This is a genomic window from Allobaculum sp. Allo2, from assembly GCF_022701175.1.
GTDB lineage: Bacteria > Bacillota_I > Bacilli_A > Erysipelotrichales > Erysipelotrichaceae > Allobaculum > Allobaculum fili.
Genome location: NZ_CP078088.1, coordinates 1607947 through 1628137 on the forward strand (window position 1 = coordinate 1607947; position 20191 = coordinate 1628137).

A 20191-nucleotide genomic window follows, 5' to 3' on the forward strand; every position below is an offset into this window, starting at 1 on the left:
CATGAACAGTTTTTCGATCGGTACAGAACGGCATCGACCGTTTTGAACGATTTGGAAAACCGTTCATGACCGGTTTTTTAACCCCTTTGAAAAAATGCAGATCGGCCGAATCGCCGCGAAAGCCGGCGGGCGATTTGACGGCGGATATCCGGACGCCGTACGCTGCCGCTTTATTCTCGACGAGGCTTTTGACCGTCCCGATCCAGAAGAAGACGGACTGTATATTCCAACAGGGGAATGCTGCGTAATGAAGGCAAAACTGCCTGCCTCTTCTTCCAGAGTGCTGAAGCATTCCGATGTGCTCGGCGCCCTGATGCACTCCGGCTTAAAGCGGGAGTCCATCGGCGATATCGTCGCAAGCCCGGATGCGCTCTATCTGGTCTGCAAGAGCGATCTGGCTGAATTCATTCATCAGGAAATTCGTCTGATCGCAAGAACCCACGTCGAATTTGAAGAATGCGATCCGCTGGAAATGCCCAAACCGGTCTTTGAGCATCTCAAGATCAACACGGCAAGCATGCGCGCCGACTGCATTGTGGCAGCGCTTGCCCATTGCTCTAGAGCGGACGCAAAAAGCCTGATTGCACAGGGATTTGTAAAAGTCAATGATGCGATTCTTGAATCCGCGAAAGTGCTGTGCAATAATGACACCATCTCTGTACGCCGCCATGGAAAGTTCATGATAGGCGAACTCGACGGTGTCAGCAGAAAAGGCAGACTGATCGTAAATATTCTGAAATATCAATAAATGAATTTGTAAACAGAAAAAGCAATGACAAAGACGCGTCCTGCAGAATTTGGAAAGCAGAGAGCAGCCGGTTTGGTGAAAAGGCTGCATGAAAAATCTGCAGGGTATCACTTTGAAGCTGAAAAGGGAATGGAGTACTCTTTTCCGGAAGCAGACCGTTATCTGCGAGTGCTTCAGGAAAACGCCCTGAAGAAGTAAGGTGGTACCGCGCATTGTCGTCCTTAAACAAGGGCGGCTTTTTTGTGTCTGCAGAAAGGACGTAAGAGAATGGAGAAAAAGAACGATTATAAATCGACCCTCCAGATGATGAAAACGACGTTCGAAATGAGAGGAAACCTCCCCAGGAAAGAACCGGTTTTTCAGAAACGCTGGCAGGATGAACATCTTTACGAAAAGATGCTCGCCAAACGCGAAGGCTGTGAGCCTTTTGTACTGCATGACGGTCCTCCGTATGCCAACGGGGACATCCATATCGGTCATGCGATGAATAAAGTCCTCAAGGATGTCATTAACAAATCGAAATTCATGCAGGGCTACCAGGTTCCTTACATCCCCGGATGGGATACGCACGGTCTCCCTATCGAAACCGCGGTAACCAAGCTTGGCTATGACCGCAAGAAAATCGGTATCCCGGAATTCCGCAAGATCTGCCGTGAATTTGCGCTCGAGCAGGTAGAACGTCAGAAAAAGGTTTCCTGGCTTTAGGATCGATCGGCGATTACGATCATCCCTACATCACGCTGACTCCGGACTTTGAAGAAGAACAGATCCGTATTTTCGGAAAGATGGCGGTAGACGGTCTGATCTATCAGGGCCTCAAACCGGTTTACTGGTCTCCTTCGAGCGAAACCGCTCTCGCGGAAGCCGAAGTCGAATACAAGGATGTAACTTCGCCGACGATCTACGTGAAATTCCAGGTCAAGGACGGCAAGAGCATCCTCGATGAAAACGACTATTTCGTCATCTGGACGACCACCCCATGGACCATCCCGTCCAACCTCGGTATTTCCGTTCATCCCCGCTTTGAGTACGCCCGCGTCAAAACCGATCAGGGCAATCTGATCGTGCTTTCCACAATGGTGGAAGAACTGATGCAGCGTTTTGGCATTGAAAACTACGAAGTCCTCCAGATCATCCCTGGCAAGGATCTCGAATATATGACCGCAACTCATCCGCTTTATCCGGAAGTGGAATCTCTCGTTATGGTCGGCGAACACGTCACTGACGATTCCGGTACCGGTCTGGTTCATACCGCGCCTGGCTTTGGTATGGACGACTTCATGATCGGCCGCAAGTACGGTCTGCCTGTCTTCGTAAACGTTGACGCGCAGGGCCGCATGATGGATGTCTGCGGACCGCGTCTGGCCGGCAAAACCGTAGACGAAGCCAATCCGATCGTCATCGACTGGCTGACCGAAAAAGGTGCGCTGCTGAGCCGTGAAGATATCGTCCATTCCTATCCGCACGACTGGCGTACGAAAAAGCCGATCATCTTCCGTGCGACAACACAGTGGTTTGCTTCCATCGATAAAATCCGTGATCAGCTCCTCGATCAGATCCACTCCATTTCCTGGGTACCGGCATGGGGCGAAGACCGCATGAACAACATGATCGCCGACCGTGCCGACTGGTGCATTTCGCGTCAGCGTGCCTGGGGCGTACCTATTCCAATTTTGTATGGCGAAGACGGCACCCCGCTGATGGATCCGGTTCTGTTTGATTATGCAGCAAAGCTGATCGGCGAATACGGATCCAACGTATGGTTCGAACGCGACGCCAAGGATCTCGTTCCGGAAGGCTATACGAACGAACATTCGCCAAACGGTCTCTTCACGAAGGAAACCGATACGATGGACGTATGGTTTGACTCCGGAAGCTCCCATACGGGCGCGATGAAAAACGCGGCCTCGGCTATCCGGCAGACCTGTACTTTGAAGGGTCCGACCAGTATCGCGGCTGGTTCAACTCTTCTCTGATCATTGGAACCGCCGTATACGGACAGGCTCCGTACAAACAGGTTCTTTCCCACGGATTCATCATGGACGAACAGGGACGCAAAATGTCCAAATCCCTGTGGAACGCCATGGCTCCGGCGGAAATCACCAACAAGTTCGGTGCGGACGTGCTGCGTCTTTGGGCGTGCATGGTGGACTATCAGGCCGACTGCTCAGTAGGCGACAATATCCTCAAACAGGTATCCGATACGTACCGCAAAGTCCGCAACACCTTCCGCTTCCTCGTCGGCAACCTGGACAGCAATACGTTTGGCAAGGACGATCTGCTCGATGTTGAAACGCTTTCGCCGCAGAACAAGTTCATCCTCGCTCTGCTCGACGATACGGTTGATGAAGTCCGCAAGGCGTACAACGAATACCGTTTCTCAGATGCGGTCAACCTGATGGTGATCCTGATGACTAACGAGCTCTCGAGCTACTACCTCGACTACGCGAAAGATATCCTCTATTGCGATGCAGAAGATTCGAGAGACCGCCGCGAAATCCAGACCGTTCTGTATCTCACGGCTTCGATTCTGACTCGTCTTTGGGCTCCAATCCTGGCGCACACCGCCGAAGAGATCAACGACCTCATGAAGTTCGATGAAGAATCCATCCACCTTTCCGAGTTTGTTAAATCCGGTCTGATCGAAGACACCACAGAACTGAAAAAGAACATGGAAACCGCGCTTGCGCTGCGCAAGGACGTACTGAAGGCTCTTGAAGAAGCCAAGACCGACGGCGTTCTGAAAAAATCCAACGAAGCCGTTCTGCGCATCCATGCCAATGATGAACTGCGCAGTATCGTAGAGGAGTACATCTCCAATCCGGCTCAGTGGCTGATGGTCGAGTCCGCTGAGTTCACGGACGAATCGCTCAAGCCGTATTCGGTATGCGAGATCGAAGTGAAACATACGGACGGACATCTTTGCGAAAGATGCCGCAACTATACGCACAGCCATCATGAAGGCGGCGTATGCGACCGCTGCGCAGAAGTTCTCGGCGTAGAATAAACGAAAATTTCCGGTTTCTGTCCGGATCCGAAACGGTCATGGACAAATCCCTGCTTTCTAAAGAAAGATTTTTGAGACTGCCTCGTCAGCCGATTTTTCGGCCGATTGAAGCAGTCTCTTTTGTTTTCGCAGCACGAGGCAGAAATAATTTTGAAAAGCAGCTGGCCGTCCGCAAAGAATTTGAAACTGGAAAAATTCGAAAAAATGTGAAAGTCTTTAGATGATTTAAGGCACGACGAAAAGCCCTCCTTGCGAAGGGAAATTTTTCTTAGCCGTCATCATTTGTATTTTGCGTTATACCAACAATGACTTGGTTGTTTTTTCTGCCAGTTGAAGGGGAATTCCAATCTGTTTAAGCAGGATCTGCACCTTTTCAATAAGAACTGGATCTGATTCTTTTGTCAGTTCAACCCGTTCTACGGCCGTTTTCTGAATTTCGTGGACGTTCTCCAATTCCACGAAATTCTCGGCTTCGGTGCAGCTGTTTTCTTCAACCGTCTCGTTCTCAGCCGGGACCGCTGTATTCGATACATCAGATTCATCACCGGGCCGGAAAAATTCTCCGGTTCGAAGCATGTGATAGGCTGCTGTCATCATTTTTCTCGCAATAGCCACCAGAGCTCTCTTCTTGCCGCGTCTGCCAGAAATGGCTTTATACTTATTGCCAAAATATGGATTTTTAACGGCGTTGAGAGCGCACTGAATCAGTACAGGCTTCAGGTATCTCCCACCCTTTCCTATCTTCACTGATTTGTGCTTTCCGTTACTCTGATTACTTGCGGGACAAAGGCCGCACCAGCTTATAAAGTGCTTCACGTTTACGAAGCAATCCATTTTCGGACCGATTTCGCCGAGAGATGGGAAATCCCAGGAATTGACTCCAGAAGTTCAAGCTGGCTCTTGAAAGGTTCAAGAGTTTCTTGCATCATAGATTCGTAGTCTTGAATCTGCTTAGCCGTATGGTCAATTCTTTGATAGGCGGATTTGAGCTCAAATTTCTGCGAGGGGAGAACTTGGCGCCGGCGAACGCTTTATAAAGTTCTTCTTCTTTTTCTTTACGCTCCTGAGCATTGGCAAACTTGACGATACTGCACGATTTACGAATCCGCTTCTGTACTTCTTCCAATACCGGCACCTCCGTGTCCAGCAGGTATTGGATAACATTCCTTGCCGATTCCCCTTCAACACCCGAGAAGATCAAATCAAGTCGGATATTGGCTTCGGTCAGGATATTTCGAATGCGACGGATATCGTCGCCTCTGACGTAAACAAGTTTTGTCCGCGTGCGTGACAGTCGTCTGGCTTCTCAAATGCGCCGTTCGGGAATATAGGATTCCCTGAGAAGGCCGTTAATTCCCAGTTCTGCGATCCACGCAGCGTCCTTCTGGTCTGTTTTCTGACCAGTGATCATCCGCACGTGTTTTGGATTGACTATATGCGGAATCAGCTTTTCTCTTCACAGACGTCGTAAACCGGTGTGGAGTATTTTCCGGTGGATTCCATGTAGACATCGATCGGATCATGCGGCTGAGATTTCAGAATTTTCTTCGTCATCTCAAGAATCCAGTCACACATCTCAGAAAGATCCGTATGGTTGGATCTGAACTTTTTCGATTTGAGCTTGAGAACATCCACATTGGTTTTAGGATCTTTCACAGAACAGCAGACGCAGGCGTAGACATTGTTTTTATGAACATCGAGTCCGGCGCAGACGGACTTTTGAATCTGAATGGTCATGTCTAAGCTCCTTTCTGAAAGAAACAGGAACCAGAGCAGAGAAGTCGATTCTTTCTGTAAGAGCTCGCCAATCTGATGAAGCTGACGGCCTAAACAAAATGTGCAGACTATTCGTAATGAATTTCTATCCAAGGGTACTATTCGAATCGGCAGCGGCTTATAAAAAACAGTCTCATGAAAGGTAAATAATTATCATTATGAATTATTTGCGTAACGTGCTTTTCCAGTGCTCTGGTACAAAGCGATTCTATCAGGAATCGAAATTGCGAAGAGAAATTCATTAAAAATAATAAAGAGGGCTCAACGAGCCCTCATCCATATTTCAACTAACCAAGGGTGGGCCGCCGCGCGCGGGGCCTATGAATGAAAAAGAGCCTTCGTTTGGACGGCTGTCCAGACAAAGACTGTTTTTTGGATGGGTTTGTGATTATTCAACTTTTTCGAAATCGGATTTCGAAGCTCCGCAAAGAGGGCAAACCCAGTCTTCAGGAAGATCTTCGAATGCGGTTCCAGCTGGGATGCCGTTATCGGGATCGCCGACAGCCGGATCGTACTCATATCCGCAAAGTGTGCAAACGTACTTGTCCATTGTGTATCTCCTTTATGTTTAAAACCACATAAAGTATACCATGGAACCGTTTGGTCAAAGTCCGAAAAGCCGCTGTTTTTACCGGGAGAGAAGGCAATTTAAAAATCGGCCGTCTCCAGAGAATGCAGAGGGATAAAATCCGAAAAGTGCGATGGCAAAAAGAATTTAGAGACAGGGAATCAGAGTGCTGATCGAGGGAGCAGAACCGGACTCACAGTAAGACAAACGCATGCTGTACCTTTTGAACTTAGCGTTTTGTCCTGGGCAGAAAGTGCATAGAAACTGATTTCAAATCCATCAGACCTGAGGCCGTTAATTCGCCTCAGGTTTTCCTTTGTCTGTATTGCTGTTTCAGCTGCGATTTAAAAGCAGCCCTGCGCTAAATATGGCAGGAAAAAGCCTGAATTCTCTTCCTGGTCTGGATTGGAATCCGCCAATCCGCCTGGTATCCTGGCATTAAACGGAGGAAAGAAAAATGTCCAATTCTGAGCCAATTCCAAAAATCGAGAAATACGAAAACATTGAAGTGCTGGTGCCTTCGCTGGATTTGATGGCGGGGAAAATTCTGTATGAATATCTCTTTGAAAGCAAAGGGTAGTCCAGATTGAAATCGAACTTCTGGGTGATCAGTATTTTCGAGGATTTCTTCCCAAATGCATTCTGAATTATTATGGAGTCAACACCGATCCCAGCTGCGGAAACCGCGGACTGTATAAATACTATTCGTACCAGGATGTCATGGAGCACCTGCTTTTTCTTTGGATCCGAAGACCCGCCAGATCGGCGAGCGTATATTTGCATATCACAATCCTTACGGGACACTTGCCTGAAACCAAGTGGAAGCCTTCTCTTTGACTTACTCACCTTTCAAAGAGGCTTCCGTGATCGGTTCGCCCGTGCTCTTTAATCGCTCTGCCTGTAAGTCTTTCTTTTTCTGCGTGCTGGGTCGCATGCAACGTACCTTTGCAAAAACGGCGTTTCTTTCCGATCGGCTTTTATGCCGCAGGGAAGAAACGCCGTTTTATTACTGGGGAAAAGAATGGGCCAGAGAAGGGGTTATTTAGCTTTGAGCGTCACCAGATCTTTCATTCCATCGGTGAGATAAATATCGAAAGTATCGGTGGAAAGATCCGGGGTTACGTTCACGGTTCCTTTATCGACGATCCAGATGGCCTGCAGACCGATCTTTTACAGAGAGCTAGGCCGTCTTCAACGCTCATGCAAAACAGAGCGGTCGACATGCCGTCGCAGTAGGCAGAATCCTGATCCACGACGGTAACGGAGCGCATGTAACGGGCTGGATAGCCGGTGGTCGGATCGACAATATGGGCGTAGCGCTGTCCGTCAATCAGGACGTAACGCTGATAGTCGCCGGATGTTACAAAGCAGGAGGGATCTGCAAGCGAGCAGGTGAGAAGGGAATCGCTGCCATCCGGATCCTGAATGCCGACTTTCCAGTTTTTGCCGTCCGGCTTGTGGCCGATCAGAACGACGTTGCCGCCGGCATTGATCAGGCCTTCTTCCAGACCGGCTTCGACCAGACGATCGGCAGCCAGCTGTGCGGTATAGCCTTTGGCAATAGCACCAAAATCGAGGGCGGCGTCTTCGCCGGTCAGCGTGATGGTGTTTCCATCGACTTTAACGCCGTTCACGGAATCTTTGTTGATGGCATCTTCGACTTCCTGTGCAGAAGGAAGGACAGGATCACTCTCGTCCATGACCGCTCGCCATAAGGCGGTGAGATTGCCCTGCGCCGGATCGAACTTGTTATTGACGGCATGAATCTGAAGGGCGTCGTTGTAGACTTCGATCATTTTTCGTCCACTTCAAAAGGCGTATTGCGCGGGGCGTTATTGATCGTGTACAGGCTGACGACGGTATCGTCGGCTGGCGGGTTGACGGCATCAAAGATGGCCGAACATTCCAGAAAGGTATCGCGGACGATCTGAAGCCAGCGGTCAAAATCGGCTTCATTGCTGGTGGTCTTGAAGGTGACCGGGGTATCGAATCCGACATCAATCATCGTTGTCGAGCGCGACTGCACTTCGCCTTTGGATGCGTCTTTGGGCGAAGAAAGATATAGCGTAAAGGAAATCGTCAGCGCCAGTACGCAGATGGCGGCAACAATCCAGGCACCGATATGGTTTTTGTGCTCTGGTCTGTTTTTTCCTTTTCTTTATTGCTATCTTTATCGTTTTCCTCTAGATCGTTTTTGTTTTCGGAATCGTTTTTGAACTCGGATTTGTTTTGGGACGAGAAATTTTCGTTTTCGTTCTCTTTTAAATTTTCGGTATTTGTATTCGTCTGGGCTTCCTCTCCGGCAGCTGCAGGAGCGTCTGACGATGCTGAAGCGTTTTGATCGTTTTCGTTTGGCATAATTTTCTTTCCTATTTTATATGGGTAAGTATGGATCGTAAGCAGGGAACTCCGGGCAGGCCGTAAGAACTGCGAACTCGCCGAAATGGACGAATCCGTCTGGAGGTTCCGTTTGGTGTTCCGTCAGGGCGTTTTTCCAGGTTGCAGGGATAGCACCGGAATCTGCGCGAGGAGAACTGGTCTGTTTTGCAGAATGCGCAGGCAGACCGGTAACAGTATACCGGATTTTGAAACAGGGCTTCCGTTTAAGCAAGACTTCCCGTATGTCGAAAATTCGGCTCGACTCTGCAAATTTTCCATTCTGACGTCTGCAGGGAAAGGTCTGGGCATGCGCTTTGGCGCTCTGTATCGCTCTGTATGGGGAAGGCAAAGTCCTGGATGCGTTCGACAGGGAATCCACAATCCGCAGACACCAGATACGAATTGTCAAATAAATGTGTTAGCCGCATTTGATTTTCTATGCAATGGTTACTAAAATTGGGTTGAACTGCATTGAAAGGAAGAAAAGTATGTCACTTTTATTAGGGCCAATGTGTCAGCACATCCCTGGTAGAAAAGGATTGACGGATCACAGCGATGCGAAAACTCTCATGCCGAAAAAGGAAGTTTATATTCCTCTTTTCGCAGGCAACAATTCGCAGGTTGAAATCCTCGTCAATGAAGGAGACCACGTAAAGATCGGTACCCGTCTTGCCAATACCAAATCGGCATTTCCGGTTCCTGTTTACTCTTCGGTTTCCGGTATCTACAAAGGAACTGTCAAACGGCCTCATAACAGTCTGAAACCTCAGCCGCACATGGTGATTGAGCTGGATGCTGTCCAGGAAAAACAGCAGGCTTTTGAACCGCTTGACTGGACTCGCGCGAGTCACGAAGAGATGGTCGAATTTGTTAAGAACGCCGGTATCATCGGTCAGGGCGGTGCCGGCTTCCCGACCTACGTGAAGTATCTGAACGTGGAAAAATCGACACCCTCATTATCAACGCCGTGGAATGTGAACCGTATATTACCGCGGACTACAAATGCATCATGGATGAAGTACAGGACTTCGTACATGGCGTGCGCATTCTGCAGAAAATGGCAGAAGTCAAAACCGTAAAAATCGGTGTCAAGAAAACGCACCCGGACCTGATTAACTACATCCGTGAAGAAATCAGCCGTGAAAACGCAGCCGGCATCGAAGTAACCCCTGTACCCGATGTCTACCCAATGGGCGGCGAACGTACCCTGATCCGTACGATTCTCAAGAGAGAATACGATCGTCTCCCTGGCGAATGCGGCGTTATCGTAAACAACGCGGAAACCGCGATTCTGGTTGCGCACGCTTTTGAAAACGGCGAAGCGCTCTCCAAGAAATACGTAACCTTCTCCGGTGAAGGGCTGAAGTATCCGGTAAACGTTTTTGTACCGGTCGGCATGTGCGTGGCGGAAATCATCGAACAGCTCGGCGGCTTCATCGAAAAAGTGGATTCGCTCAAGCTGATTGCCGGCGGTCCAATGATGGGCAAGGCCATGGTTTCCGATCAGATCTGCATTGACCGCGCCATGAACGCGATCACCGTTCTGAAAAACGAAAACGAGCCGGAAATGACCTGCATGCGTTGCGGACGCTGTACCGCACACTGCCCGATGGGCCTGCAGCCGGTTCGCATTTCCAATGCGGTCAAGGCCAACGACACCGTGGAAATGGAAAAACGCGGTGCGATGCTCTGTATCGAATGCGGCCTGTGCACCTATGTCTGCCCAAGCCACATTCAGGTTACCGAAAATGTCCGCAAAGCCAAGCGTACGATGGCTATGAAGGCGAAGAGAAAGTAGAGGGATACGAGAATGAAATTTGCCTTTCATGTAAGCCCGAACCTTCAGTCGTCGAATTCCACGCAGAAAATCATGCGCAATCTGACCATTGGTCTTCTGATTGTGTTTGCGGCTTCCGATATTTATTACTTCGTTCGCTGGGGTGCAGCGTTCGGTCTGCAGGCGCTTCTGCTTCTAGGCTGCTCGCTGATCACCACCTTCGTGTGCGAAGCTATCTTTGCGAAAGTAAAGAAAGAGAACATCAAGGATTTCATCACCCACTCCTTTGGATGGGTAACGTCCCTGATTCTCGTTATGATGTGCCCGATCACCATCCCGCCTTATGCGGTAATTATCGCGACGATCTTTGCGATCGTATTTGGCCGTCTGGTGTTCGGCGGATTTGGATTTAACATTTTCAACCCGGCTGCTGTAGGCCGTGCAGTCATCTTTGCTTCCTTCTCCGGTGCAGCGACCGCGTCTCTGGTTACAACCAGTGCAACCCCGACTACGCTGATGGCCAACGCCTTCAACTGGCTGCCGGGAACCGAAGCGGCGCTGGATGCCTACCTCGATTCCGTAGGCGGATGGTCGAGCCTGTTCATGGGCTTCTACCCTGGTGCAATCGGTGAAACGATGTCTCTGCTGATCCTTCTGATCGGCATCTGGCTTATTGTCAAAAACGTCATCGACTGGCGTATTCCTGTGTTCTATCTTGGAACCATCGCGGTGATCTCCATGATTATCGCCATTGCGACCGGAATCGAATCCTGGCACGGTGTTCCCGGATTCATCTGGTACCCTCTGCTTCACCTGCTGACGGGCGGCGTTATTTTCGGCGGCGTATTCATGCTGACCGATCCGGTAACGATGCCGACCGTTCCATCCGGACGCATTTTCTTTGCGATGTGCGCAGCGGCCATTACCGTTCTGATTCGTGTAAAGGCAACCTGCCGGAAGGATGCATGTACTCCATTCTGATCATGAATACCTTCACGCCGATGATTGAATCCGCTCTGGACGCTCCGCAGCTCAAACAGATGAAAAAGGCCTGGACCATGATTGCCTGCGCTGCTGTATTTGCCGTGTGCGTCGGCTTCTATGGTGCTACGGAAAAACCGCAGAGAGCCATTCCGTCTGAACTGAAGGAAACCGCTGTACTCGTAATGAATACAGAAAACGAAGGGAAGGGGCGTAAGTCATGAAAAAGACAGTCCAGCTTACCTGGCCATCTTCCTGGCCGTCGTTGCTGCCATCGCAGGCGGCGCGCTCTCCTTTGCCAACTCCATGACCGCTCCGGTCATCAAGTCCAATGATGAAAAAGCCGAAAAGGCTTCGCTTCTGGAAATGTATCCGGAAGCTTCCGTGGACGACTTCAAGGTCGTAGATACCGCCGACATCACACCGGACAACCCGGAAGTCGAAGGCGTTTACACCTATGAAGGAAATATTGTCATCTTCAAGTGCACTGTAGCCGGCTATGACGGCGGAACCACGTTCCTTGTCGGCATTAACAATGACGACGGAACGATCAGCGCCTTCAAGGCCATTTCCAACGGCGACACCAAAGGCATCGGTTCGCAGATTATGGATGAGCCGTTTGCGCAGTCCATTATCGGAAAGGATGCTGCCGGAGAACTCGATACCATTTCCGGTGCCACAAGGACTTCTCAGCCTGTAGTCGATGCCATTAACAAATGTGCAGAGCTGGCTTCTGAAGTAGAATAGGAGACCGTCAGATGAATCGAATGCAAAACTTCAAAAACGGTCTGATCAAGGAAAACCCTGTTTTCGGACTGTACCTTGGCCTTTGCTCTACTCTGGCCATTACCACAAGTCTTAACAATGCGATTGGTATGGGTGTTGCGGTAATCTGCGTTCTGATTGTTTCCAACATGATCATTTCCGCAATCCGCAAGCTTGTTCCCGACGATATCCGTATCCCGGTTTATATCGTCATCATCGCTACGCTTGTAAAAATTATCCAGCTGCTGATTAAGGCGTATGCCTCGGCTCTGGATACTTCTCTTGGCGTCTTCATTCCGCTGATCGTTGTAAACTGCATCATCCTTGGCCGTGCCGAAGCCTTCGCTTCCAAAAACGGTGTATGGGATTCCGCACTCGACGGTCTGGGAATGGGTCTTGGCTATCTGCTCGCCGTACTGGCCATGTCTCTGATCCGTCAGATTCTGTCCACTGGCGTTCTGTCCATGACCAACCCGTTCAACGAGGCGCAGACGCTCTTCTCCATTACTCTGATTCCGGAAAGCTTTACCATTTCTCTGTTTGGTTCTCCGGTGGGTGCCTTTGTTACCTTTGCCTGCCTGGCTGCTGCACTGACAGCCTATAAGAGCCATGCAGCCAAAAAGAAGAAGCTGCCCAGAAAGCACAGAAAGAGGCAGCCGCTAAAGCAGCGGCAGCCGGAAAGGCGGCTTAATGTATGATCGGTGAACTGATTGCTCTTCTGATCACTTCCGTTCTGCTCAACAACGCGATTCTGAACCAGTTCCTGGGTCTCTGCCCGTTCATGGGTGTATCCAGAAAGAAATCGAGCGCGCTGGGCATGGGCATGGCGGTTGTCTTCGTCATTTTCGCAGCCGGTGTTGTAACCTACGCGCTTTACTACCTGGTTCTTGTTCCTCTCAAACTGGAATACATGGACCTGGTTACTTTTATTCTTGTTATCGCTTCGCTTGTACAGCTCACGGAAATGTTCCTCAAAAGAAGTCACCTGCTCTGTACAAATCCCTAGGTGTTTATCTGCCGCTGATCACGACCAACTGCGTTGTACTCAACGTCTGCCTGGTTAACATCTCCAACGGATACGACATTGCACACATGCTCGTATACACAATCGGTACTCCGTTAGGCTTCGCTCTGGTGCTGTACATCTTCTCCTGCATCCGCGAACGTCTCGATACCGCTGATGTTCCTGCCTGCTTTAAAGGCAACCCTGTCGCTCTGATCGTTGCCGGCCTCATGGCCATGGCCTTCTCCGGACTGACAGGAATCATTTAATGGATAACATCGGACGTATTCTTCTGGCGATCCTGTTTTTCGGAGCGCTGGTCGGTCTGTATGTCTTCCTGTTTCTTAAAAACAGAAAGACACCGAAGCCGGAAGGATGCGAAAATCTCACTCCGGACTGTTCGGGCTGCCGGGATCTCTCGTGCCCGAACCATCCTAAAGAAGAAAGTTGAGGTCACATGATGGTACAGGCTATTCTGATGATGCTCGTTCTGGGCGCCATTCTGGGCGCAGGACTTGGCGTCGCTGCCAAAGTATTCCATGTGGAACCCGATACGCGTGTTGAGTTTGTTACCTCCAAGCTGCCAGGCTACAACTGCGGCGGCTGCGGCTATCCAGGCTGCAGCGGTTTCGCGGACGCCATGGTCAGCGGAGATACCGACTCCTGGAAGTGCAAACCGTGCAAAGCGGATGCCAAAGCCGAAATTATCGACTACCTGAAAAACACACCGGGTCCAGACGGAAAAACCGTTACGATCAAAGGTTAATTTCGATACAGAATACAGAAGGACGCTGCGGCGTCCTTTTTATATTCACAGTAGTGAAACCGCTTTTTGTAAGTGTCAAACAATCGACGGGTATACGCGAGACTGAATATTAGATACGCTAAACGGGATCCCTTTCGAGATCCCGCTTGGCGTATTTTTTATTCTTCATCGTTTTCTTCATACTTCGGATCCGGTCCACGGTATCCAATTCGAAGATATTCAGGTAAATCCTTTGAATACGGCAGAAGTGACTTCAATACATCTACCGCGATTTCATCGTCTTTGAACCATTTGAGTTCATCCAGAACGTACTCCATGTAGCGCTCTGGATTTAAGTCGTTCATTTCAGCCGATCGAAACAAAGTCATAAACGCTGCGACGACTTCCGCACCTTTGATACTCTTCGTAGTCTGGAAGTTTTTGCGATTGATCACGAATGGCTTTACGGCTCTTTCTGCCACATTATTGTCGATCGGATAATCACCGTCTTCCAGGTACCTTCCCAACGAGTTCGCTCGATCCATGAAGTACTTGGCTGCTCTGTAGGCGGTGCTTCTTTCCTCGAATCCACTCTGAATCTCCATCATGACTCTTGTGAGTCTTTCAAAGCAGGGCTTTGAAAGTTCCTGCCGAACTTCGGTTCTCGCCTCGTGCGAGTAAGAAGCAACGTGGGATTCGATGTGGTAGAGCTTCCCGAACAGAGACAGGGCTGTGAGCAGAATCTGGAGACCCGGACTTGGTTCGGGTCTCTCTGTTTCGTCCAGCTGGGCTGCCGCTTCTGCGGCCTCTTCGTCGTTCTCCAGTGTGGTCTTTTCCCACTTCAGGACGTCTGCCTGATACTGCGCGAAGTCTGACCGGACTTTGATGGCTTCGAAGATCTTTCTTCTCGCATGGGCCATACAGTTGAGCTTTCTGCAGGGGCCATAGTAGTTGGCATATGCATAAAGCCCGTCTGTCATAAGGGCATGACGAAAAGAACCGCCAAGGAGGGCGATTACGAACTCCTGTTTCTTGTAAGGGAAAAACTTATAGACAGCCATCTGGTTCTCTTCATAGATTCCGCTGACGGCGACAACCATAGAAGACTGTTTTCGATCTTTAACCTCCGTGCACTTTAAAACCGTCTCATCCATATGGACGACGTTACAGTTTGGGAGATCCTCAATCATTTGTTTTACGAGGGGCTTCAGATAAAGATCGTAAGTTTTTTCCAGGATGTTGCCCATGGTCTGACGGCTGATCGGCAGTCCCGTGAGACTCAGGTGCTTTTCCTGACGATAGGCCGGGGTTCCCATTACGAACTTATCGTAGGCAATTCCCGCGACCATAGAGGAAGTTGCGACACTCTTGTCGATCAGTGCAGGCTCGTCAGGTTCGGCGGTGCGGATGATGGCTTTCCCGTTTTCATCCGTACACTTGTTTGGGCACGCGACTGTCTCACGCAGCACTTCTTCCAGCCTATAGCGAGCGGGAATCCGATGAATCCTATAGTGACGTTTCATTCCAACAGTTTTCATCTCACAGCCGCAAACTGGGCAAATGCGCTTTTCCCTTCTACACTGAAGGTAGTGGTTTCTTTGACCGCTTCCTGCTTTCTGCACTTGGTGGAAGGTTTTTCTTGCTTCCTTCAACAGAACTGAGCTTTAAATCTTCAGCTTCTTTACGATAGCGGTCTCCCTCTTCCTGATATTTCGCAGCCCGGTTAAAACAAACATCGGCTTTCAGATCAAGCTGAGCCAGCTGTTTATTCAGAATATTGATATCTGGGCCGCCGTCCTCGTTTTCAGAGTAATCCAGTTTCAAGGGAACCATCTTTTCCGTAGAAGGACCAAAGCGGCCGCTTTTCACGGCTTTATTGATTTCTTTAGCGAAATAGAGATCCAGGTACATATCCTCAATAAATTTGTCTTTCTCTTCTTCCGTCATGGTGCTGATCTGATGATGAAGATCTTCGAGGAGCTCGTTGCGGATTGTCTGGTAAGGGTTCGGCACATTCATGTATTAATTTTAACATATTTAGAGCGATAGATAAAGTAAATGGGATGATTTATCTTGATATTCCTTCAAGAAAATCATCCTTTTAAATTGGTTTAAACATACTTATAAGTTCGTGGCAGAAATGCCGGCTGGGGAACAATCGACAGACCGGAAAGCAGAGAAGCCAGCTGCGAACAGTCAATTCGCATGAAGTCGGACTGGTCAGTGCTGACAGGCCACTGAAGGGAAGATCTGGAGAGTCGCTTATAAACAAGCCAGAATCCATTTCCGTCACGAAGGATACCTTTGATCTTGTTCTTCTGTCGATTAACGAAGAGAAAGAGGGATCCATCCAGCGGATCCAGAGCGAGAGGTCCTTGAACCAGGGAGACGTAACCGTCAATTCCTTTGCGAAGGTCAGCAGGCATCTGAGCCAGATAGATGTTTTTAACTTTGGAGAAATCGATACCGAGATCGATTGCAGGGATGATTGATTCCATGAAAAAGCCTCCTTGAATAAAGGAATTATCCCAAGGAGGCGGTCGAGAAAATACCCGTCTTTTATTTGACGCTTACGCTTTTTACCTGTATAAAATTGATTAAATCAAATAGTATCGCGGGGTTTGGGCATAGTTTGTCAAAAATATGTGAATTTCATTGGCCAGGAAGGGGAAAAGGAGTACTCTCTTCCCATCAGAAAACGGCAAAGGCGCCGAAACAGTTATCCAACGGCGGATAACAAGTTTCGGCGCCTTTTCTTTTCTAAAAAATGAAAAGGAGGAACATATATGCTTCAGGAAGCTTTATCGCAGATCTTTCAGATCTGGTATCTGATCGGTGCCGCCCTGGTCTTCTTCATGCAGGCGGGATTCGCCATGGTCGAGGGTGGATTCACCCGGGCGAAGAACGCAGGAAATATCATCATGAAAAACACCATGGACTTCTGTCTTGGTACGGTTGCCTTTCTGCTTGTCGGCTACTCGCTGATGTGTGGAGCCGGCAATGGATTTGTCGGCTGGGGACTCCATCCGCTGACCGACTTTGGCGGCACGGACTGGTCCCTGTTCACGTTCAACCTCGTCTTCTGTGCCACAGCGGCTACAATCGTTTCCGGTGCCATGGCTGAACGTACGAAATTTCTTTCCTACTGCATCTACTCGATCATCATTTCTCTTCTGATCTATCCGATCGAAGCCCACTGGGTCTGGGGACCTGGCGGATGGCTGGCATCCCTTGGGTTTCATGATTTTGCCGGTTCGGCAGTTATTCATTATGTCGGAGGCACATGTGCACTGATCGGCGCAGCGATGCTGGGAGCACGTATTGGCAAATACGATAAGAACGGAAAACCAAGAGGTATTCCAGGTCATAACATTATGATCGGCGCCCTGGGCGTATTCATCCTCTGGTTTGGCTGGTACGGATTCAACGGTGCCGCCGCCGTAAACCAGACTCAGCTGGCAACAATCTTTGCCACCACAACCCTGGCTCCGTCTCTGGCAGCCTGCACCACAATGATCTACACTTGGATCCGCTACAAAAAGCCGGACGTAGCCTTGACTTTAAACGCAGCCCTTGGCGGTCTGGTAGCAATCACTGCTGGATGTGATGCAGTAAATGCTCTGGGCGCCTGCATCATTGGTATTCTCGCCGGTCTGGTTGTTCCATTTCTGACCTGGCTTCTCGATTACAAACTGAAAGTTGATGATCCCGTTGGTGCCGTTCCCGTTCACTTCGGATGCGGAATTCTGGGAACCATCTGCGTAGGCCTCTTTGCCTGCGGCACTGATTCAATGCCGGAAGCGGTTGGACTGTTCTATGGCGGCGGCTTCCATCAGCTCGGCATTCAGCTCCTTGGTCTGCTGACAATCGGCATCTGGACAGCCTGCACAATCGGCCTGACCTTCTTTGCAATTAAAAAGACAATTGGTCTTCGCGTATCTCCAAAAGAAGAGATCCGCGGTCTCGATATTGAGGAACACGGCCTGGCTTCCGCCTACGCAGGCTTCGCTATGGAAACCGAAGTTCTTGCTGATGACGAAAGCGAACCCGAACCCCTGTCGGCTTTTCCGGAAGCAGCTATCTCCGATGCGGTTCCTGCAGCTATTCTTGGGAGCGCGGAGAGCGGTATGCATAAAGTAGTGATTGTATCTGCCATCGATAAATTCGAACGTCTGAAAAAGGAACTCGAAAAATCGGTATCGGCGGCATGACCGTATCCAATGTCATGGGTATGGGCGTACAGAAAGGCCAGCCTATCTATTACAAAGGCGCCGAAGTGCAGAGCCGGCTGCTGCCGAAAATGCAGGCCGAAGTCGTGGTATCCAAAGTGCCTGTAAAGGACGTTGTCGAAGCCGCGCAGAAAGCGCTCTATACTGGAAATATCGGTGACGGCAAGATCTTCGTCTATCCTGTTGAGGAAGTTGTTCGAATCTCGACCGGTGAGGCCGGTGCCAAAGCGCTCGATTACGAAAAATAATCATCTGATTCTCGTTCGGAACGAAACTTTACCAACAGCCGCAGACAGCCGAAAGAGTACAGTCACTTTCACATCTCTTTTTGAACCCTTCGTCAGTGAACTCCTTTAATTTGCACCCTTCAAACGATTCAGACGGCAGAAGATGCCGCAGCTCTTCCGGCTTGTCTCTTCAATACTCTGCGCGGCTTTGAGCATAATTCGGCCCTGGATTTTGTTCAAAGCCCAGCAGAAAAATATTGCAATCCTTTCAACATTTCATTTCTCAAATCTGTTTCTTATTCCAGGCAGAGCGGCAGCGGTTTATGCTGCCGCTCTTTTTTCATTCATGGACCCCGCGCGCGGGATCCTATGAATGAAATGTGAAAGTCTTTAGATGATTTAAGGCACGACGAAAAGCCCTCCTTGCGAAGGGAAATTTTTCTTAGCCGTCATCATTTGTATTTTGCGTTATACCAACAATGACTTGGTTGTTTTTTCTGCCAGTTGAAGGGGAATTCCAATCTGTTTAAGCAGGATCTGCACCTTTTCAATAAGAACTGGATCTGATTCTTTTGTCAGTTCAACCCGTTCTACGGCCGTTTTCTGAATTTCGTGGACGTTCTCCAATTCCACGAAATTCTCGGCTTCGGTGCAGCTGTTTTCTTCAACCGTCTCGTTCTCAGCCGGGACCGCTGTATTCGATACATCAGATTCATCACCGGGCCGGAAAAATTCTCCGGTTCGAAGCATGTGATAGGCTGCTGTCATCATTTTTCTCGCAATAGCCACCAGAGCTCTCTTCTTGCCGCGTCTGCCAGAAATGGCTTTATACTTATTGCCAAAATATGGATTTTTAACGGCGTTGAGAGCGCACTGAATCAGTACAGGCTTCAGGTATCTCCCACCCTTTCCTATCTTCACTGATTTGTGCTTTCCGTTACTCTGATTACTTGCGGGACAAAGGCCGCACCAGCTTATAAAGTGCTTCACGTTTACGAAGCAATCCATTTTCGGACCGATTTCGCCGAGAGATGGGAAATCCCAGGAATTGACTCCAGAAGTTCAAGCTGGCTCTTGAAAGGTTCAAGAGTTTCTTGCATCATAGATTCGTAGTCTTGAATCTGCTTAGCCGTATGGTCAATTCTTTGATAGGCGGATTTGAGCTCAAATTTCTGCGAGGGGAGAACTTGGCGCCGGCGAACGCTTTATAAAGTTCTTCTTCTTTTCTTTACGCTCCTGAGCATTGGCAAACTTGACGATACTGCACGATTTACGAATCCGCTTCTGTACTTCTTCCAATACCGGCACCTCCGTGTCCAGCAGGTATTGGATAACATTCCTTGCCGATTCCCCTTCAACACCCGAGAAGATCAAATCAAGTCGGATATTGGCTTCGGTCAGGATATTTCGAATGCGACGGATATCGTCGCCTCTGACGTAAACAAGTTTTGTCCGCGTGCGTGACAGTCGTCTGGCTTCTCAAATGCGCCGTTCGGGAATATAGGATTCCCTGAGAAGGCCGTTAATTCCCAGTTCTGCGATCCACGCAGCGTCCTTCTGGTCTGTTTTCTGACCAGTGATCATCCGCACGTGTTTTGGATTGACTATATGCGGAATCAGCTTTTCTCTTCACAGACGTCGTAAACCGGTGTGGAGTATTTTCCGGTGGATTCCATGTAGACATCGATCGGATCATGCGGCTGAGATTTCAGAATTTTCTTCGTCATCTCAAGAATCCAGTCACACATCTCAGAAAGATCCGTATGGTTGGATCTGAACTTTTTCGATTTGAGCTTGAGAACATCCACATTGGTTTTAGGATCTTTCACAGAACAGCAGACGCAGGCGTAGACATTGTTTTTATGAACATCGAGTCCGGCGCAGACGGACTTTTGAATCTGAATGGTCATGTCTAAGCTCCTTTCTGAAAGAAACAGGAACCAGAGCAGAGAAGTCGATTCTTTCTGTAAGAGCTCGCCAATCTGA

Annotated in this window: 23 protein-coding genes, 3 pseudogenes and 1 other annotated feature; of the genes and pseudogenes, 15 read left to right on the top strand and 11 right to left on the bottom strand. The window is 49.2% G+C overall.

Translation table 11 applies throughout. The features are described from left to right. Window positions 1–94: 94 nt before the first annotated feature. From KWG61_RS08970 to KWG61_RS08980, 3 genes and pseudogenes are all read left to right on the top strand, one after another. On the top strand, window positions 95–748 hold the full coding sequence (locus KWG61_RS08970; RefSeq protein WP_242743503.1) for a YlmH/Sll1252 family protein: 654 nt from the start codon (window positions 95–97) through the stop codon (window positions 746–748). Window positions 749–763: 15 nt separating this feature from the next. Beyond that, window positions 764–974: a binding site (T-box leader), on the top strand. A 41-nt stretch (window positions 975–1015) separates the two neighbouring features. Then, a pseudogene (ileS, locus tag KWG61_RS08975) lies at window positions 1016–3755 on the top strand (isoleucine--tRNA ligase). 38 nt (window positions 3756–3793) lie between these two features. Beyond that, the gene (locus KWG61_RS08980; protein ID WP_242743504.1) at window positions 3794–3979 is read left to right on the top strand and encodes a hypothetical protein; all 186 of its coding nucleotides are present in this window, start codon (window positions 3794–3796) and stop codon (window positions 3977–3979) included. Window positions 3980–4049: 70 nt separating this feature from the next. Here KWG61_RS08980 and KWG61_RS08985 read toward each other — a convergent pair whose 3' ends face one another. From KWG61_RS08985 to rd, 3 genes are all read right to left on the bottom strand, one after another. Further along, window positions 4050–4601, bottom strand: a complete 552-nt coding sequence (locus KWG61_RS08985) for a transposase (RefSeq protein WP_256460856.1) — start codon at window positions 4599–4601, stop codon at window positions 4050–4052. Between the two features lie 597 nt (window positions 4602–5198). After that, complete coding sequence (locus tag KWG61_RS08990; RefSeq protein ID WP_242743505.1) at window positions 5199–5492, bottom strand: hypothetical protein; 294 nt, start codon at window positions 5490–5492, stop codon at window positions 5199–5201. Between the two features lie 427 nt (window positions 5493–5919). Beyond that, window positions 5920–6081, bottom strand: a complete 162-nt coding sequence (rd, locus tag KWG61_RS08995) for a rubredoxin (protein ID WP_230268435.1) — start codon at window positions 6079–6081, stop codon at window positions 5920–5922. A 475-nt stretch (window positions 6082–6556) separates the two neighbouring features. On the opposite strand from rd, the gene KWG61_RS16250 reads away from it, so the two are divergent. Together KWG61_RS16250 and KWG61_RS09000 are read left to right on the top strand one after the other, a co-directional pair. Further along, a complete protein-coding gene (locus tag KWG61_RS16250) occupies window positions 6557–6679 on the top strand; it encodes a hypothetical protein (RefSeq protein ID WP_256460657.1) in 123 nt (40 codons plus the stop codon). A 238-nt stretch (window positions 6680–6917) separates the two neighbouring features. Continuing rightward, window positions 6918–7145 (top strand): hypothetical protein, encoded by a 228-nt coding sequence (locus KWG61_RS09000; protein WP_242743506.1) that lies wholly within the window; start codon window positions 6918–6920, stop codon window positions 7143–7145. 78 nt (window positions 7146–7223) lie between these two features. On the opposite strand, the gene KWG61_RS09005 is transcribed toward KWG61_RS09000, so the two are convergent. From KWG61_RS09005 to KWG61_RS09015, 3 genes are read right to left on the bottom strand one after another with little or no spacing between them, the layout of a single operon-like run. Continuing rightward, on the bottom strand, window positions 7224–7895 hold the full coding sequence (locus KWG61_RS09005) for an FAD:protein FMN transferase (RefSeq protein WP_242743507.1): 672 nt from the start codon (window positions 7893–7895) through the stop codon (window positions 7224–7226). Beyond that, window positions 7892–8125, bottom strand: a complete 234-nt coding sequence (locus KWG61_RS09010; RefSeq protein ID WP_242743508.1) for a hypothetical protein — start codon at window positions 8123–8125, stop codon at window positions 7892–7894. Before KWG61_RS09010 ends, KWG61_RS09005 begins: the two co-directional genes overlap by 4 nt. Window positions 8126–8178: 53 nt before the next feature. After that, complete coding sequence (locus KWG61_RS09015; protein ID WP_242743509.1) at window positions 8179–8457, bottom strand: hypothetical protein; 279 nt, start codon at window positions 8455–8457, stop codon at window positions 8179–8181. Between the two features lie 590 nt (window positions 8458–9047). Here KWG61_RS09015 and KWG61_RS17385 point away from each other — a divergent pair. The 9 genes and pseudogenes from KWG61_RS17385 (at window position 9048) to KWG61_RS09055 (ending at window position 13770) form a co-directional block, all read left to right on the top strand. Then, on the top strand, window positions 9048–9557 hold the full coding sequence (locus KWG61_RS17385; RefSeq protein WP_367614172.1) for a hypothetical protein: 510 nt from the start codon (window positions 9048–9050) through the stop codon (window positions 9555–9557). Next, window positions 9446–10276 carry a 4Fe-4S dicluster domain-containing protein gene (locus KWG61_RS17390; RefSeq protein ID WP_367614173.1) on the top strand — a complete coding sequence of 277 codons (831 nt, stop codon included), beginning with the start codon at window positions 9446–9448 and terminating at the stop codon, window positions 10274–10276. The genes KWG61_RS17385 and KWG61_RS17390 overlap by 112 nt, the downstream gene beginning before the upstream one ends. Window positions 10277–10288: 12 nt before the next feature. Continuing rightward, on the top strand, window positions 10289–11236 hold the full coding sequence (locus KWG61_RS09025) for an RnfABCDGE type electron transport complex subunit D (protein WP_242743510.1): 948 nt from the start codon (window positions 10289–10291) through the stop codon (window positions 11234–11236). Next, complete coding sequence (locus tag KWG61_RS09030; protein WP_242743511.1) at window positions 11221–11460, top strand: RnfABCDGE type electron transport complex subunit D; 240 nt, start codon at window positions 11221–11223, stop codon at window positions 11458–11460. Before KWG61_RS09025 ends, KWG61_RS09030 begins: the two co-directional genes overlap by 16 nt. An 82-nt stretch (window positions 11461–11542) precedes the next feature. Further along, complete coding sequence (locus KWG61_RS09035; protein WP_242743512.1) at window positions 11543–11983, top strand: FMN-binding protein; 441 nt, start codon at window positions 11543–11545, stop codon at window positions 11981–11983. A gap of 11 nt (window positions 11984–11994) precedes the next feature. After that, complete coding sequence (gene rsxE, locus KWG61_RS09040) at window positions 11995–12699, top strand: electron transport complex subunit RsxE (RefSeq protein ID WP_242743513.1); 705 nt, start codon at window positions 11995–11997, stop codon at window positions 12697–12699. After that, window positions 12699–13273 (top strand): annotated as a pseudogene (locus KWG61_RS09045) (electron transport complex protein RnfA). Before rsxE ends, KWG61_RS09045 begins: the two are co-directional and overlap by 1 nt. After that, window positions 13273–13455, top strand: a complete 183-nt coding sequence (locus tag KWG61_RS09050; protein ID WP_230268427.1) for a hypothetical protein — start codon at window positions 13273–13275, stop codon at window positions 13453–13455. The pseudogene KWG61_RS09045 and the gene KWG61_RS09050 overlap by 1 nt, the downstream one beginning before the upstream one ends. 9 nt (window positions 13456–13464) lie before the next feature. Further along, the gene (locus KWG61_RS09055) at window positions 13465–13770 is read left to right on the top strand and encodes a (Fe-S)-binding protein (protein ID WP_230268436.1); all 306 of its coding nucleotides are present in this window, start codon (window positions 13465–13467) and stop codon (window positions 13768–13770) included. A 158-nt stretch (window positions 13771–13928) separates the two neighbouring features. Here KWG61_RS09055 and KWG61_RS09060 read toward each other — a convergent pair whose 3' ends face one another. The 3 genes from KWG61_RS09060 to tnpB form a co-directional block, all read right to left on the bottom strand. Then, window positions 13929–15287: a transposase gene (locus KWG61_RS09060; protein WP_242743384.1), complete on the bottom strand. Its 1359-nt coding sequence runs from the start codon at window positions 15285–15287 to the stop codon at window positions 13929–13931. Window positions 15288–15324: 37 nt separating this feature from the next. Then, window positions 15325–15768: a hypothetical protein gene (locus KWG61_RS09065; protein WP_242743428.1), complete on the bottom strand. Its 444-nt coding sequence runs from the start codon at window positions 15766–15768 to the stop codon at window positions 15325–15327. A 92-nt stretch (window positions 15769–15860) separates the two neighbouring features. Then, window positions 15861–16247: an IS66 family insertion sequence element accessory protein TnpB gene (gene tnpB / locus KWG61_RS09070; protein ID WP_230268547.1), complete on the bottom strand. Its 387-nt coding sequence runs from the start codon at window positions 16245–16247 to the stop codon at window positions 15861–15863. A gap of 288 nt (window positions 16248–16535) precedes the next feature. On the opposite strand from tnpB, the pseudogene KWG61_RS09075 reads away from it, so the two are divergent. Beyond that, window positions 16536–18226 (top strand): annotated as a pseudogene (locus KWG61_RS09075) (ammonium transporter). Between the two features lie 447 nt (window positions 18227–18673). On the opposite strand, the gene KWG61_RS09085 reads toward KWG61_RS09075, so the two are convergent. Together KWG61_RS09085 and KWG61_RS09090 are read right to left on the bottom strand one after the other, a co-directional pair. After that, a complete protein-coding gene (locus KWG61_RS09085) occupies window positions 18674–19225 on the bottom strand; it encodes a transposase (RefSeq protein ID WP_256460856.1) in 552 nt (183 codons plus the stop codon). A 596-nt stretch (window positions 19226–19821) separates the two neighbouring features. Then, a complete protein-coding gene (locus KWG61_RS09090; RefSeq protein ID WP_242743505.1) occupies window positions 19822–20115 on the bottom strand; it encodes a hypothetical protein in 294 nt (97 codons plus the stop codon). Between the last annotated feature and the right edge of the window lie 76 nt (window positions 20116–20191).